This window comes from Actinomyces weissii, assembly GCF_016598775.1.
Taxonomy (GTDB): domain Bacteria; phylum Actinomycetota; class Actinomycetes; order Actinomycetales; family Actinomycetaceae; genus Actinomyces; species Actinomyces weissii.
On sequence record NZ_CP066802.1, the window covers coordinates 2,056,794 to 2,070,717 of the forward strand.

Consider the following 13,924-nt stretch of genomic DNA (forward strand, 5'->3'; position numbering starts at 1 on the left):
CACGTGGCCTCTCAGTTCTTGAGCAGGTTCTCGTCGTCAACCGACGTGGACCTGCGGGTACGGAAGATGGACACGATGATCGCCAGGCCGATCACGACCTCCGCGGCGGCCACCACCATCACGAAGAAGGCGAAGACCTGGCCGGTCAGGTTGCCGTGGACGCGCGAGAAGGTCACCAGGACCAGGTTGACCGAGTTGAGCATCATCTCGACCCCCATGAGCTCGATCACCGCGTTGCGGCGCAGGAGCACCGTGAGGGCGCCCAGGGCGAACAGGACCCCGGCCAGGATGATGTAGGCGCTTACCGGGACACTCACTTGCTGTCCTCCTTGCTGCTCTCAGCCGGGCCGGACGGCACCTGGGGGGCGTTGGCGCGGGACACGGGCTGGATGACGCGGGGGGCGGCGGCGCCGGGCATGGACTCCATGCCCGACTGGCCCACCTGGGTGCTGTGCACCTGCTTGCCTGCGCGCTGCTCGGCGGCGAGGCCGGGGGCGACGTCGGCCAGCTCCAGGTCCTGCCCGCGGGCCACCAGGGGCCGGGGCACGGAGTCGGTGAGGGCCTGGCCGCTGGCGTCCAGCGCGGGCGCGGCGGCGGTGTTGGTGGTGGCGTAGACGCCGGGCATGGGCTTCTGGCCGGGGTGTTGGCCGTCCTTGGCGTAGGCGCGCATGCGCTCCTCCATGAGCTCACGCTGGGTGGTCCTGGGGCGGGTGCGGTCACGGTGGGTCAGGGTCAGGGCCCCCAGGGCGGCGACCACCAGCAGCAGGCCGGTGACCTCCATGAGGACCACGTGCCCGCTAAAGAGCGCCTGGCCCAGGGCGGCGGGGGTGGCGGCGTCGCCACGGTGCAGGCCCTGGAAGCCGTCCATGCGGGTGGCGGTCACGGCGGCGCCGATGGCTCCGGCCAGGCCGATGCCGCCCAGGACGGCCAGCGGCACCTGCAGGCGGGAGGAGGTTCCGGCGGTGGGCTCGTCACCGCCGACGCCCACGAGCATGATTACGAACATGACCAGGGTCATGACCGCGCCGGTGTAGACCACCACCTGGGTGATGCCCAGGAAGGGGGCCTCGTTGGCCAGGTAGAGGACCGCCAGGCTGACCATGATGGCGATCATGTTGATGGCGGCGTGCACGGCCCGGCGGGCGGTTAGCACCCCCAGCCCGCAGACGACGGTCACCAGCGCAGTGGCCCCGAACAGCAGGGTCTCCCCCGTGGTGAGGGTCCCGGTGGGGCTTACGGCGGCGGGCAGCGGCGTGTAGGCGGCTAGCGCGTTCACAGGTGGGCCTCCTTCGGCTGCGGGGCGGCCACGGTGCGGACCTGGGCGAGGCTCGGGTCCTCCGGGCGGTGCTCCTGCACCCAGGCGGCCTGCGCGGCGGTGGGGCCGGTGACGGCGCCCCGGTAGTAGTCGCCGTCCTCGGTGCCCTCGACCATCGGGTGGGGGGTGCTCAGGGCCCCCTCTGGCAGGGGGGCCAGCAGGTTCTGCTTCTCGTAGATCAGGCCGTTGCGGTTGGGGCCCACCAGCTCCTCGATCTCGTGGGTCATGGTCAGGGCCCGGGTGGGGCAGGCCTCGATGCACAGGCCGCAGAAGATGCAGCGCAGGTAGTTGATCTGGTAGACGCGCCCGTAGCGCTCCCCCGGCGAGTACTGCTCCTCGGGGGTGTTGGCGGCGGCCTCCACGTAGATGGCGTCGGCGGGGCAGGCCCAGGCGCACAGCTCGCAGCCGATGCACTTCTCCAGCCCGTCCTCGTAGCGGTTGAGCTGGTGGCGGCCGTGGTAGCGCGGCATGAGGTGCGCTGGCTCGAAGGGGTACTGCTCGGTGACGGTGGGCCGGAAGATCGAGGAGAGGGTCACGCCGTACCCGGCCACCGGCGCGAAGACGCGGCCCAGCAGCCCGGGCTCGTCCCGCAGCCACTGGTCGTGGTTGGCACCGTCCTGCCGGCGGGGCTTGGGGTCAGTCATCAGTTCCCTCCTGGACGGCGACGTCGGGGGTGGTCTGGGCCTGGGCGACCAGCTGCTCCTCACGCCGGACCTGGCGCGGGGAGGGAGGCAGGGTCTGTCCGGGCAGCGGGGGCACCGGGAAGCCTCCGGCGAAGGCATCGATCTCCTCACCGGGAACGATCAGGGTGCCGTCGGCGGCGAGCAGCGGCTCCGGGGAGTCGTCCTCCTCCCCGCCGGGAATCAGGAACATGAGGATCAGGGAGACCAGCAGGACCCCGGAGATGACCACCATGATCGCCTGGAAGCTCAGGCCGCTGAAGGAGCGGGAGCCCTGCACCAGGGCCACCATCACGAACCAGGCCAGGGCCACGGGGATCAGGAACTTCCAGCCGAAGGCCATGAAGTGGTCGTAGCGGAAGCGCACCAGGGTGCCGCGGGTGACGATCATGGCGAGCATCAGCAGCCAGACCTTGCCGATGAACCACAGCATCGGCCACCAGCCCTCGTTGGCCCCGGGCCAGAAGGAGGCCAGGACGAAGGAGCGCCAGCCGCCCAGGAACAGGGTCACGCAGACGGCGGAGACGTTGAACATGTTGATGTACTCGCCCAGGAAGTACCAGGCGAACTTCATGGAGGAGTACTCCACCATGTGGCCCGCCACCAGCTCGCCCTCGGCCTCCGGCAGGTCGAAGGGCAGGCGGTTGACCTCCGCGACCATGGAGATCACGTAGATGATGAAGCTGGGGGCGATGCCGAGGGCCCACCACAGGGTGGTCTGGGAGGCCACGATCCCGGAGGTGGACATGGTGGAGGACACCAGGAACACCGACAGGATCGCCAGGCTCATGCTCAGCTCGTAGGAGATCACCTGCGCGGCGGAGCGCACGGCGCCCAGCAGCGGGTAGGTGGAGTGGGTGGACCAGCCGCCCAGGATGATGCCGTAGATACCGAAGGAGCTGATGGCCAGCACGTAGAGCACCGCCACCGGGAAGTCGGTCAGCTGCAGGGGCGTGCTGTGGCCGAGGATCGAGACCTGCGGCCCGAAGGGGATGATCGCGAAGACCATGAAGGCGCTGAAGGCCGCGATCAGGGGGGCGAGCATGTAGGAGAGCTTCTCCGCACCCGCCAGCCAGAAGTCCTCCTTGAGGATCAGCTTGGTGGCGTCGGCGATCAGCTGGGGGATGCCCAGGGGGCCGTTGACGTTGGGGCCGGGGCGGGTCTGCACCCGCGCCAGCACGCGCCGCTCCGCCCAGATCGCCATGATGACGCTGAGGATCAGGAAGACCAGGATGAACACCGCCTTGAGGACGGACAGCCACCAGGTCTCCTGGGAGAAGTCGGCTACCACTCCGCCCACGGCGGGCAGGGGGGCGCTGGCCGACAGTCCGGGGAAGAGGTTCACGAGGCTCACCGGGCCACCTCCTGGGGGGTCGAGATCGACACTGTGTCGCCGTGGCGGGCGCCCAGGGTCTGGCGCACGGTTGATCCGGCGGAGCACTCGGGCAGCCACACGGTGCCCTCGGCCACGTTACCCACCCGCACGGGCAGGGTGACGGAGCCGGTGGCGGTGGCCACGGTGACCTGGTCGCCGTCGTGCACCGCCAGCCGGGCGGCCAGCTCTGTGCCCAAGCGGATGGTGGGGGCCAGGGCGGTGGCGGCCAGGAAGGGCTCACCGTCCTGCAGGCGGCCCGCGTCCAGCAGCGGCTTGTGGGTGGCCAGCACGGCGGGGCGGCCTGCGGGCAGCTCCTGGCTCCGGCCGGTGGGCTTGACGAACACGACCTCGGCGCGGTCCCCCTCCCACAGGCCGAGCCGGGCCAGCTGGGCGTGGACGGTCTCCAGGGAGCCAGTGCCCAGGTCGGTGCCCATCTCGGCGGCCAGCATCCCCAGCACCTCCCGGTCTGTGCGGCTGCGGGAGACGTGCGCCTGCCCGAAGGGACGCACCCGGCCCTCCCAGTTCACGAAGGTGCCGTTCTTCTCCACGGGTGGGGCCACCGGCAGGACGACGTCGGCGTGCTCACTGACCTCGCTGCGGCGCACCTCCAGCTGCACCAGGAAGCCTGCGGCTGCCAGGGCGGCACGGGCAAGGCCCGGGTCGGGGAAGTCACGCAGGTCAACCCCGCCCACGACGGCGCCGCCCAGCTCACCGTCCAGCAGGGCGGAGAGGATGCCAGTGGTGTCCCGGCCCCGGGAGGCGGGTAGGCGGGAGCCGTCGGCCTCGCCCTCGGGGGCCAGTCCCCAGGCGTCCTCGACGGCGGCGCGGGCGCGCGAGCTGTGCACCGGGTGCCCGCCGGGCAGCAGGTGGGGCAGCAGCCCCGCCTCGATGCCGCCGCGCTCACCGGCGCGGCGCGGGACCCAGGCCAGCCGGGCCCCGGTGACGGCAGCCAGTGAGTCCACGACCTTGAGCAGGCCAGGGACGGCGGCGGCACGCTCCCCCACGAGGATGACGGCACCCTCCTGGCACAGGGCGTCCACCAGCTCGGGGCTGGTCTTGCGCAGGGTGGCGATGCTGCGGGCCTCCTCACCGGGGGCGGCCAGCACCAGCTGGGCCTCCAGCTTGCTGGTGCCGCGGGATGCGAAAGGCGCGATGGTGGCCACCTTCACCCCGCCCGCGAGCACGCCCTTGCGCAGCCTCAGGAACAGGGAGCCGCACTCGTCCTCAGGCTCCAGGGCCACCAGCAGCACCTGCCCGGCCTTCTCCAGGGAGGAGTAGGTAACCGCGCCCAGGCCGGTGCCGGCCACGCGGGCCGCCAGGAAGGAGTCCTCCTCCTTGCTGTGGTCACGCACCCGCTGGTCGATGTCGTTGGTGGAAAGCACGGTGCGGGCGAAACGTGACCAGGCCCAGGCGTCCTCCAGGGTCAGGCGGGCCCCGGGCAGCAGCCCCACGCCGCTGGCGGAGCGGGCAGCGGCCAGGCCCTGGGCGGCCACGTCCAGGGCGTCGGACCAGGAGGTGGGCACCAGCTGGCCCTGCTCGTCACGCACCAGCGGGGTGGTGAGACGGTCGGGCGCGCTGGCCCAGGCGAAGGCGAAGCGGTCCTTGTCGGTGATCCACTCCTCGTTGACCTCCGGGTCGTTGCCAGCCAGCCGTCGCAGGACGGTGCCGTGACGCATGTCCACACGGAGCGCGGAGCCGGAGGCGTCGTGCTCAGTGACCGAGTCGGTGGAGACCAGGTCCATGGGGCGGGCACGGAAGCGGTAGCGGGCGGAGGTCAGGGCCCCCACCGGGCAGATCTGGATGATGTTGCCCGAGAAGTATGAGGCGAAGGGGCGCCCGGAGGCGTCCAGCTCCTCCCCTGCGGGGCCGTAGCTGTCGCCCGTGCTGGCCCCGGCCTCGCCGCCGGGCCCGGTGCAGCCGGTGTCGGGGCTGAGCCCGCCCTGTCCCCGGTTGGACACGGAGCCCCGGGGGGCGTCAGTGGTGTAGTCCAGCACGGCGGCGTCAAAGCGGCCGATCTGCTCGGAGTACAGGCCGCCGGTGAGGTGGCCGCCGGGGTGCCCGGCGCCCCGTCCCTGCAGGGTGATGAAGGGGTCGCCCGGGATCTGGTCCATGAAGCGCACGCAGCGCTGGCACAGGATGCAGCGGTCCCGGTCCAGCAGCACGTTGCTGGTCAGCCGCAGCGGCTTGGGGAAGACCCGCTTGACGTCGGTGAAGCGGCTGGTGGACTGGGCGCCGGAGGCCATGAGCTCCAGGGCGGTGTTCTGCAGCGGGCACTCGCCGCCCTTGTCGCACACGGGGCAGTCCAGCGGGTGGTTGACCAGCAGGAACTCCATGGTCCCGGCCTGGGCCTGGGCGGCGACCGCGCTGGTGGCCTGGGTGGAGACCTGCATCCCCTCCATCGCGGTCATGGCGCAGGAGGGCTGGGGCTTGGGCATGGGCCGGACGACGCCCTCACGGTCCGGCATGGCCACCTCCACCAGGCACTGGCGGCAGTTGGCGGAGGGGGCCAGCAGCGGGTGGTCGCAGAAGCGGGGGATCCGCACGCCGACCTGCTCGGCGGCGCGGATCAGGAGCGTGCCCTTCTCGACCTCGACGGGGATCCCGTCGATCGTCATGTTGACCATGTCACTCATGTGTCACCGTGCGCTTTCGAGGATGGAGGAGGCCGCGTAGGGGAACAGCTCCCGGGCGGGGGTGGTGTACCCCGCCTCAAACTCGGGGCGGAACCGTTTGATGGCGGACAGGATCGGGGTGGCGGCGGCGTCGCCCAGGGCGCAGAAGGAGCGTCCGGCGATGTTGTTGGCGATCGACTCCAGCTTCTCCACGTCCCCGGCCTGGCCCTGGCCCGCCTCCAGGCGGGTCATGATCTGGCGCATCCAGTAGGTGCCCTCACGGCAGGGGGTGCACTTGCCGCAGGACTCGTGCTGGTAGAACTCGGTCCAGCGGGCGATCACCCGCACCACCGAGACGGTCTCGTCAAAGACCTGCAGGGCCCGGGTGCCCAGCATGGAGCCGGCCGCGCCCACGGACTCGTAGTCCAGGGGTACGTCCAGCTCCTCGGGGCCGAAGACCGGGGTGGAGGAGCCTCCAGGCACCCAGAACTTGAGCCGGTGGCCCTTGCGGATGCCGCCAGCCAGGTCGATCAGGTCCCGCATGGTGATGCCGAAGGGCGCCTCGAACTGGCCGGGCTGTACCACGTGCCCGGACACGGAGAAGATACCGTGCCCCTTGGACTTCTCGGTGCCCATGGCGCAGTACCAGTCGGACCCGCGCCGCAGGATGCCGGGCAGGGAGGCGATGGTCTCCACGTTGTTGATGACGGTGGGCCGGGCGTAAAGACCCTGCACCGCCGGGAAGGGCGGCTTGAGGCGGGGGTGGCCGCGGCGTCCCTCCAGGGAGTCCAGCAGCGCGGTCTCCTCACCACAGATGTAGGCCCCGGCCCCGGCGTGGGCGGTGATGGTCAGGTCGCCGGTGCCGTCCAGGCCGAAGCCGCCGCGGAGCACGCCGACCTCCTGAGCCTCCCGGATGGCGCCCAGCAGGCGGCGGTAGGCGTGGGCGACCTCGCCGCGCAGGTAGATGAAGGCGTGGTCGCAGCCGATGGCCCGCGAGCAGATCGCCACCCCCTCGATCAGGGCGTGGGGGTTGGCCAGGATGGTGGGGATGTCCTTGCAGGTGCCCGGCTCGGACTCGTCGGCGTTGACCACCAGGTAGCGGGGGCCGCCGTCAGGGGCGGGCAGGAAGGACCACTTCAGGCCGGTGGGGAAGCCTGCGCCGCCGCGGCCGCGCAGGTTGGAGGCCTTGACCAGGTTGAGCACGTCGGCGGGGGCCATGGCCCGGGCCTTGCGCAGGCCGTCGTAGCCGCCGTGCACCCGGTAGGTCTTGAGCTTCCAGGAGTCCTCCTGGTCCCACAGCTCGGTGATGGCGGGCGTGAGCACCCCGGGGGCGGTGAAGGTGGTGTGGGTCTCGCTCACTTCTGCTCCTCCTGGGGCACGGTCCAGCCGTTCTCACGGGCCAGGCGCAGGCCCAGCAGGCTGGGGTCGCCGACGGTCCGGCCCTCGTCCACGCGGCCGTCCTCGAATCCGGCCAGCAGGCGCTCGTTCTCCCGGAAGGTCGGCACGGTGGCGGGACCGCGGGTGGGCTGCACGGGCTCGCCCCGGCGCAGGGCGTCCACCAGGGCGACGGCGGAGGCAGGGGTCTGGTTGTCGAAGAACTCCCAGTTGACCATGACCACGGGGGCGTAGTCGCAGGCGGCGTTGCACTCGATGCGCTCCAGGCTGATCGCGCCGTCCTCGCTGGTCTCCTCGGCCCCCAGGCCGGTGTGGGCACTGACCGCCTCCCACACGGCGTCCCCGCCCATGACCGCGCACAGGGCGTTGGTGCACACGCCCACGTGGTAGCGGCCTACGGGGTGGCGGCGGAACTGGCTGTAGAAGGTGGCCACGGCGCTGACCTCGGAGCGGGTCAGGCCCAGCTGCTCAGCGCAGATGGCGATCCCGGCCGGGGACACGTAGCCGTACACCGACTGCACCAGGTGCAGCATGGGGATCAGGGCGCTGCGCTCGTAGCCCGCCGGGTAGCGGCTCTTGATCTCGTCGATGTCGGCCAGGAGGCGCTCGCGCTCCTCTGGGCTGTAGTCGGGGGTGCTCATCAGCGGTCCACGCCTCCCAGGACGGGGTCGATCGAGGCCACGACCGGCACGAGGTCGGCGATCATGCCGCCGACACCCATGATGGCCACGGACTGCAGGTTGGAGTAGGAGGGGTCCCGGAAGTGGACCCGGTAGGGGCGGGTGCCGCCGTCGGAGACGGCGTGGACCATGGCCACGCCCTTGGCGTGCTCAACGGTCTGGGAGACCTGCCCGGCGGGCACCTTGAAGCCCTGGGTGACCAGCTTGAAGTGGTGGATCAGGGACTCCATGGAGGTGCCCATGATCTCGCGCACGTGCTCGGCGGACTGGCCCTGGCCGTCGGTGGCGATCGCCATCTGGGCGGGCCAGGCGATGGTGGGGTCAGCCACCATGTGCCGGTTGCTGGGGTCCTCCCCGCGGGCCTCGATCTGGTCCAGGCGCTCCAGGCACTGGGAGACGATCTTCAGGGACTGGTAGCACTCGTCAAAGCGGACCTGCTGGCGGGTGTAGCAGTCGGAGTGGTCGTAGACCGGCACGTCGAAGTCGTAGGTCTCGTAGCCGCAGTAGGGGCGCATCTTGCGCATGTCCAGGGGGTAGCCCGCCGCGCGCACGCAGGGGCCGGTCAGGCCCAGGGACAGGGCGGCGGCCAGGGAGATCTCCCCGGTGCCCATGAACCGGGCCTTGAGGATGGGGTTCTCCTGCAGCAGCGCCTCGAGCTCGCCGATGTCGTTCTTGATCTTGGGCATGACCGAGCGGATGAACTCGACCGTGCCCTCAGGGATGTCCTGGGCCAGGCCGCCGGGGCGGATGTAGGCGTGGTTCATGCGCAGGCCGGAGACCATCTCGAAGACCCGCAGGATGTTCTCGCGGCAGCGCAGGCCGATGGTCAGCAGGGTGGTGCCGCCGAGCTCGTTGCCACCGGAGCCGATGGCCACCATGTGGGAGGAGATGCGGTTGAGCTCCATGAGCAGCACGCGCACCACGGAGACCTTCTCCGGGACGTCCTCGGTAATGCCTAGCAGCTTCTCCACGGCCAGGGCGTAGGCGACCTCCTGGAAGAAGGGGGCCACGTAGTCCATCCGGGTGATGAAGGTCTCCCCCTGCACCCAGGTGCGGTACTCCATGTTCTTCTCGATACCGGTGTGCAGGAAGCCGGTGCCTACGCGCACGTCGGTGATGCGCTCGCCGTCGATCTCCAGCACCAGGCGCAGCACGCCGTGGGTGGAGGGGTGCACGGGCCCCATGTTGACGACGATACGGTCGTTGAGGAGGCGCTCGGACTCGTCCCGGGCGGCGATGGCGGCGACGACCTCGTCCCAGTCACCGCCGTGGGTGGTGAACTCGGGCGCGCCCTCGGTGAAGGCGTCGGTGGCAGGGCCGGCCGCGGCGAAGGAAGTGGCGTTGGCGCTCATCAGCGGTAGGACCTCCGGATGTCGGCGGGCGGGGTGGTGGTGCCCTTGTAGTCCACGGGCACGCCTCCCAGGGGGTAGTCCTTGCGCTGGGGGTGGCCCACCCAGTCGTCAGGCATGGCTGAGCGGGTCAGGTTGGGGTGGCCGTCGAAGATGATGCCCATCAGGTCCCAGGTCTCGCGCTCGTGCCAGTCGTCGCCGGGGTACACCGAGACGATGGAGGGCACGTGCGGGTCGGACTCGGGGCAGGTGACCTCCACCCGCAGGAAGCGGGCCCCGTGGGTGAGGCTGAGGAAGGCGAAGCAGGCGTGCAGCTCCCGGCCGGTCATCTCCGGGTAGTGGACGCCGTTTACGCCCAGGCACAGCTCGAAGCGCAGGTCCTGGTCGTCGCGCAGGTGGCGCACCACAGGCAGCAGGTGCTCGCGGGCCACGAAGATGGTCAGCTCGTCGTGCTCGATCACGACCTTCTCCAGCACCTGGGCGGGGTCCAGGCCCTCGGCCTGCAGGTCCTCGATCAGGGCGTCCACGGTCTCGTCGAACCAGGAGCCGTAGGGCCGGGAGGCGGCGGGGGCCAGGGTGACCACGGTGCTGTGGCCGCCGTAGCCGCTGGTGTCCCCGGCGTCGGCGGAGCCGAACTGGCCGCTGTGGCGGGAGACGACCTCCAGCCGCAGCTCGGGCCGCACGGGGGTACCGGCGACCTCAGGGACCGCCTGGGCTGCTGGGGCCGGCGCCTCAGGGTCCGGCGCGGCAGGGGTGTTCTGGCTCATGTGAGCAGGCCCTTCATCTCGGAGGTGGGGGTGGCGGCCAGGGCGGCGGCCTCGACGGCGCGGGCGATCTCCTCACGGTGGCCGAAGATGGTCTTGTGGCGCTCGATCTGGCGGGTCAGCTCCAGCATGGCGTTGATGAGCATCTCCGGGCGGGGCGGGCAGCCCGGCAGGTAGATGTCCACCGGCACGATGTGGTCGCAGCCCTGCACGACGGCGTAGTTGTTGAACATGCCCCCGGAGGAGGCGCAGGCACCCATGGAGATGACCCACTTGGGCTCGGGCATGGCGTCGTAGACGTTGCGCACCACGGGCGCCATCTTGTGGGAGACGCGCCCGGAGACGAGCATGACGTCGGCGTGCCGGGGCGAGGCACGGAACACCTCCCAGCCGAAGCGGGACAGGTCGAAGCGGGGGGCGGCGGTGGCCATCATCTCGATGGCGCAGCAGGCCAGGCCCATGGTCACCGGCCAGATGGAGCGCGCCTGGGCCAGGGCGAGGAGCTTCTCCGTGCTGGCCAGCAGGAAGCCCGGGGACTCTACCTGGGCGGCTGCCTCCGCCCAGGGGTCGTCCTGCTTGGACGGGATGGAGAGCATCTTCTTGTCGTACTCACGGTTGCGCATTGCTGCCTCGTCTCTGTGTCAGTCCCGGCCCGGCTCAGTCCCAGTCCAGCCCGCCGCGGCGCCACTCCAGGACGTAGGGCACGGTGATGATGGCGACGAAGACCAGGGCCGCGACCAGGCCGAAGACCCCCAGGGTGTGGAAGGCGGTGGCCCACGGGTAGAGGAACACGACCTCGACGTCGAAGATGATGAAGGTCATGCCCACCAGGTAGAAGGAGATCGGGAAGCGCCCGTGCTCGACGTTGGTGGGGGTGGGGTCGATGCCGCACTCGTAGTTGGCCACCATGACCTTGTTGGCCTGCTTGGGGCGGCGCGGGGTGACGATCGCGGACATGACCAGGCCGCCCGCGGCCACCACAAAGGCTGCTGCCGCCATGATGAGCAGGGAGAAATACGGGTTCATGCTGCCGTCACCGTCCTCGTGGGGGTATGGAGCTGGGCGGCGGGGGGCGACGGCACCTGGGCGACCAGCATGTTGCCCCTTTCGCTCGGCTCAGACAGGGCCACGCTCCTGCACACGGCCCTAAGTCCCTCCACACAGGAGGGCTCCGGGCGACTCTAGCCAGTCCTGGCCACCCCTCGGACCTGACCCGCCATCTTCCGGCTTTTTGGCTCAGCCGCAACAGTTCCCGGAGCTGACAGGCCAGGCAGGCCTCAGTCCGGGAGAATAATTTACGAACGCCTGTCATGTCGTAATTATTTGGCTGGCCGCCTGCGACCCCGCTGCACCAGGGACCGAGGTCCCGTTTCCGCTGGTGTCCGCTTCCGTCTGCGCACCTGCGATGATTGCCCCATGAGCCGTGCCACCCTTGCCAAGGACCCCCGTGAGGTCGCCGGGATGTTCGACGCCGTCGCCCGCCGCTACGACGTCACCAATGACGTGATGACCCTGTTCCAGGTGCATATGTGGCGCAATGTCACCCGCCGCGCCGTGGCCGCCAGGCCGGGCATGACGGTCCTGGACCTGGCGGCCGGCACCGGCACCTCCAGCGCGGGCTACGCCGCCGACGGCGCCGAGGTGGTGGCCTGCGACTTCTCCACCGGGATGCTGGCCGAGGGGCAGCGCCGCCACCCGCATATCGGCTTCGTGGCCGGTGACGCCACCGCCCTGCCCTTCGCGGACGAGAGCTTCGACGTCGTGACGATCTCCTACGGGCTGCGCAACGTGCAGGGGACCGTGCAGGCCCTGCGTGAGATGCTGCGGGTCACCAAGCGCGGCGGCCGGATCGTGATCGCCGAGTTCTCCACCCCGGTGAGCCCCTGGTTCCGCCGCCTGTACTCCTTCTACCTGGACACGGCCCTGCCTGCCGCCGGGCGCCTGGTCTCCTCCAACGCGGACGCCTACGACTACCTGGGCGAGTCGATCCTGGCCTGGCCGGACCAGGAGGCCCTGGCACGTCTGATGCAGGAGGCGGGCTGGCGGGCCGTGGGATACAAGAACCTCTCGGGCGGCATCGTGGCCGTGCACCGGGGCACCAAGGTCTTCCCCCGCAGCTGAGTCCCGCGCATGACCCTGTCACTGAGCGCCAGCGCCGCCCTGGCCGCCCCGCCGCGCCTGCAGGTGCGCACCCAACCGCTGGACACCTCCCGGCTGCCTGGCGGCCCGCAGGCCCCGGACCTGCTGGCGCTGCTGGCTGGCCGGGACGACGTCGTCTCCTGGGTGCGGGAGGGCCGCGGCCTGGTCGGGCTGGGGCGGGCCCTGGAGCTGCGGGCTGACGGCGAGGCAAGGATCGAGGAGCTGCGGGCCGCCTGGCGGGCCACGGTCTACGCCTCCTGGTGGGCGGACCCCCTGGTGCGGCCGGGCACCGGCCCGGTGGCGGTGGGGGCCGTCGCCTTCTCCCCCACCTCCGCTGACACCTCCGTGCTGGTGGTGCCGGAGCTGCTGGTGGGCCTGGACGAGCAGGGGGCCTGGCTCACCCACGCCCAGGTGCTCGCTCCTGATGCGCAGACGACGCCGTCCCCACAGCTGCCGCTGGAGGACCTGCTGGCTGGCTTGAGCCTCTCCCCCACCCCGCTGCCAGGGCCCGTGGGGGCCGTGACCGCCCCGGGAGCCCAGGCAGAGACCGCCTGGATGGGCAGCGTGGAGCGGGCCCGGGCGGCGCTGCGGCGCGGCGACCTGGCCAAGGTGGTGCTGGCCCGGGACGTCACCGCGGTGCCCCGACGGCGCGGGCACACCGGGGACCTGCTGCGGCGTCTGGCGGCGGCCTACCCGTCCTGCTGGACCTTTGCCGCCGACGGCATGGTCGGGGCCTCCCCGGAGCTGCTGGTGCGACTGCGGGAGCGGAGGCTCACCAGCCGGGTGCTGGCCGGGACCGCCCGCCGTCACGGCGGCACCCCCCAGGAGCGGGAGGCGGAGGCGGCAGCGCTGGCCCGCTGGCTGGCGGCCTCCAGCAAGAACAACCGGGAGCACGCGCTGGCCCGGGCCTCCGCCCTGGAGGCGCTGGAGCCCCTGTGCTCGGTGGTGGAGTGCCCGGAGCGCTTCGTGCTGCCCCTGCCCAACGTGCTGCACCTGGCCAGCGACATCACCGGCGTGGTGGCGGGAGACACCGGGGCCCTGTCCCTGGTGGGCGCCCTGCACCCCACAGCCGCCGTCTGCGGCACCCCCCGGCGGGAGGCCGCGGCCCTGATAGAGGAGCTGGAGGGCATGGACCGAGGCCGTTACGCCGGGCCGGTGGGCTGGGTGGACTGGCGGGGCGAGGGCGAGTGGTGCATCGCCCTGCGCAGCGCCCAGCTGGCCGGGGACGGCCACGGCGGCCTGTCACCACAGCTGCCCCTGCGGGTCTTCGGGGGCGGGGGGATCATGCCGGACTCCGAGCCCGCCGACGAGCTGGCCGAGACCAGGGCCAAGATGCGCCCGGTGCTGGAGGCCCTGGGGGTCAGCGCCTGAGGCCACCAGCCCGGACGGCGCGGCCCTTAACAGCGGCTGACGGCGACCACCCGGCGCATAGCCTAAGCAAGAAGCTGGTACGCCCCCGCGGGGACTGAGAGCAGCCGGGCGGGGTGCGGTGCGTACTGTCCGGCGCACCTGGCCTGCCCCACCCCAGCGGCACCGACCTCCAGCAGCCCTAACCGGCCCTGGCAGCTGCGCTAGGAACGGCCGAACGGCCCGGGCTGCGCCGGAGCAGTCCCAG

13 protein-coding genes are annotated in these 13,924 nt (G+C 71.3%); 2 read left to right on the forward strand and 11 right to left on the reverse strand.

What is annotated here, in order from left to right; all coding sequences use genetic code 11:
* Nucleotides 1-11 precede the first annotated feature (11 nt).
* Genes nuoK through ndhC form a run of 11 tightly spaced genes read right to left on the reverse strand, consistent with a single transcriptional unit; the run spans nt 12 to nt 11,196 of the window.
* A complete protein-coding gene (gene nuoK, locus JG540_RS08330) occupies nt 12-317 on the reverse strand; it encodes an NADH-quinone oxidoreductase subunit NuoK (protein WP_200275294.1) in 306 nt (101 codons plus the stop codon).
* On the reverse strand, nt 314-1,276 hold the full coding sequence (locus tag JG540_RS08335; protein ID WP_200275295.1) for an NADH-quinone oxidoreductase subunit J: 963 nt from the start codon (nt 1,274-1,276) through the stop codon (nt 314-316). The genes nuoK and JG540_RS08335 overlap by 4 nt, the downstream gene beginning before the upstream one ends.
* On the reverse strand, nt 1,273-1,959 hold the full coding sequence (gene nuoI, locus JG540_RS08340; RefSeq protein WP_200275296.1) for an NADH-quinone oxidoreductase subunit NuoI: 687 nt from the start codon (nt 1,957-1,959) through the stop codon (nt 1,273-1,275). The genes JG540_RS08335 and nuoI overlap by 4 nt, the downstream gene beginning before the upstream one ends.
* The gene (gene nuoH / locus JG540_RS08345) at nt 1,952-3,340 is read right to left on the reverse strand and encodes an NADH-quinone oxidoreductase subunit NuoH (RefSeq protein WP_234043000.1); all 1,389 of its coding nucleotides are present in this window, start codon (nt 3,338-3,340) and stop codon (nt 1,952-1,954) included. The genes nuoI and nuoH overlap by 8 nt, the downstream gene beginning before the upstream one ends.
* Before the next feature lie 5 nt (nt 3,341-3,345).
* Entirely contained in the window at nt 3,346-6,003 is a 2,658-nt protein-coding gene (locus JG540_RS08350) for an NADH-quinone oxidoreductase subunit G (RefSeq protein WP_200275297.1), read from the reverse strand.
* A gap of 3 nt (nt 6,004-6,006) precedes the next feature.
* Nucleotides 6,007-7,341, reverse strand: coding sequence for an NADH-quinone oxidoreductase subunit NuoF (gene nuoF, locus JG540_RS08355; RefSeq protein ID WP_200275298.1), 1,335 nt, complete (start codon nt 7,339-7,341; stop codon nt 6,007-6,009).
* Nucleotides 7,338-8,018: an NADH-quinone oxidoreductase subunit NuoE gene (nuoE, locus tag JG540_RS08360; protein ID WP_200275300.1), complete on the reverse strand. Its 681-nt coding sequence runs from the start codon at nt 8,016-8,018 to the stop codon at nt 7,338-7,340. Before nuoE ends, nuoF begins: the two co-directional genes overlap by 4 nt.
* On the reverse strand, nt 8,018-9,409 hold the full coding sequence (locus tag JG540_RS08365; protein WP_200275301.1) for an NADH-quinone oxidoreductase subunit D: 1,392 nt from the start codon (nt 9,407-9,409) through the stop codon (nt 8,018-8,020). The genes nuoE and JG540_RS08365 overlap by 1 nt, the downstream gene beginning before the upstream one ends.
* A complete protein-coding gene (locus JG540_RS08370; RefSeq protein WP_200275303.1) occupies nt 9,409-10,173 on the reverse strand; it encodes an NADH-quinone oxidoreductase subunit C in 765 nt (254 codons plus the stop codon). The genes JG540_RS08365 and JG540_RS08370 overlap by 1 nt, the downstream gene beginning before the upstream one ends.
* Complete coding sequence (locus JG540_RS08375; RefSeq protein ID WP_200275305.1) at nt 10,170-10,793, reverse strand: NADH-quinone oxidoreductase subunit B; 624 nt, start codon at nt 10,791-10,793, stop codon at nt 10,170-10,172. Before JG540_RS08375 ends, JG540_RS08370 begins: the two co-directional genes overlap by 4 nt.
* A gap of 34 nt (nt 10,794-10,827) precedes the next feature.
* On the reverse strand, nt 10,828-11,196 hold the full coding sequence (gene ndhC, locus JG540_RS08380; protein WP_200275307.1) for an NADH-quinone oxidoreductase subunit A: 369 nt from the start codon (nt 11,194-11,196) through the stop codon (nt 10,828-10,830).
* A gap of 390 nt (nt 11,197-11,586) precedes the next feature.
* On the opposite strand from ndhC, the gene JG540_RS08385 reads away from it, so the two are divergent.
* Nucleotides 11,587-12,291 carry a demethylmenaquinone methyltransferase gene (locus tag JG540_RS08385; protein ID WP_200275309.1) on the forward strand — a complete coding sequence of 235 codons (705 nt, stop codon included), beginning with the start codon at nt 11,587-11,589 and terminating at the stop codon, nt 12,289-12,291.
* 9 nt (nt 12,292-12,300) lie between these two features.
* Nucleotides 12,301-13,680 (forward strand): isochorismate synthase, encoded by a 1,380-nt coding sequence (locus JG540_RS08390; RefSeq protein WP_200275311.1) that lies wholly within the window; start codon nt 12,301-12,303, stop codon nt 13,678-13,680.
* The last annotated feature ends 244 nt before the right edge of the window (nt 13,681-13,924 follow it).